General features: G+C 63.4%; 1 protein-coding gene. It reads left to right on the forward strand.

Features of this window, described 5'->3' with window-relative positions; all coding sequences use genetic code 11:
- Positions 1 to 147: 147 nt before the first annotated feature.
- Complete coding sequence (locus tag HMPREF0372_RS14910; RefSeq protein ID WP_039997729.1) at positions 148 to 888, forward strand: M23 family metallopeptidase; 741 nt, start codon at positions 148 to 150, stop codon at positions 886 to 888.
- The last annotated feature ends 57 nt before the right edge of the window (positions 889 to 945 follow it).

Genomic DNA, 945 nt, shown 5'->3' on the forward strand with positions numbered 1-945 from the left:
CCAGAGCCGCACCTGGTTAAAATTTTCTTAAATCGCCGTTCTCTTAATACACCCTGCACCCCGTGGAAGGTCAAGGGAAATTTTTTTGTTTTCCATGTATATCCAAGCCCAGGCCTGTCCACAATAGGCTCGGAGGTGCTAAACAGCATGAAAAAACCATTCTTGAAACGAATGGGCGACTTTCTGGAGGGCAAGGGCTTCTACATAGTCCTGTTCCTCTGCGTCGCCGCAATAGGAATTTCGGGCTATTATCTCTTTTCCTCTCTCACCCCGGATGAGCCGGACGCCCCCGTGGCGGGCACCGCCCAGATCACCGTCACCCCCTCTCCCCGGCCCACGCCGGTGGACGCGGGCCTCATGAACCGCCCGGCGGCCACCCCTGCGCCGGAGCACACCGTCCCCGCGTCCCCGGCTGTACCGGCGGCCACGCCCTCGGCGATGCCGTCAGCCACGCCCCAGCCCACTCCACAGGCCGCCCCCACCGTCTTTACCTGGCCGGTACAGGGAGATATTCTGACGGACTACAGCCTGGAGGTGCTCTCCTACAATCCCACCATGGACGACTGGCGCACCCACGACGGTCTGGACATCGCCTCCGCCGCCGGTACTGAGGTCAAGGCGGCCGCCGCGGGGACGGTCACCGCCGTCCTCCAGGACGCCATGATGGGCACCACCGTTGTGGTGGAGCACGGCGGCGGACTGACCAGCACTTACGCCAACCTGGCCTCCGTACCCACGGTGGCGGTGGGCGACACGGTTGGCGCCGGCTCCGTGCTGGGCTCGGTGGGCGGCACCGCCATCGCCGAGAGCGCCCTGGCCAGCCATCTGCACTTCAGCATGTCGCTGGACGGCTCCACTGTTGACCCCCTGGAATACCTGCCCAACTAAATTCTTTCCCTTCCTTTCCTCCCTGATATGCAGACGGCGCATGGCCTCAGCCATGCG

It is taken from the genome of Flavonifractor plautii ATCC 29863, from assembly GCF_000239295.1.
In the GTDB taxonomy this organism is placed as follows: Bacteria; Bacillota; Clostridia; order Oscillospirales; family Oscillospiraceae; genus Flavonifractor; species Flavonifractor plautii.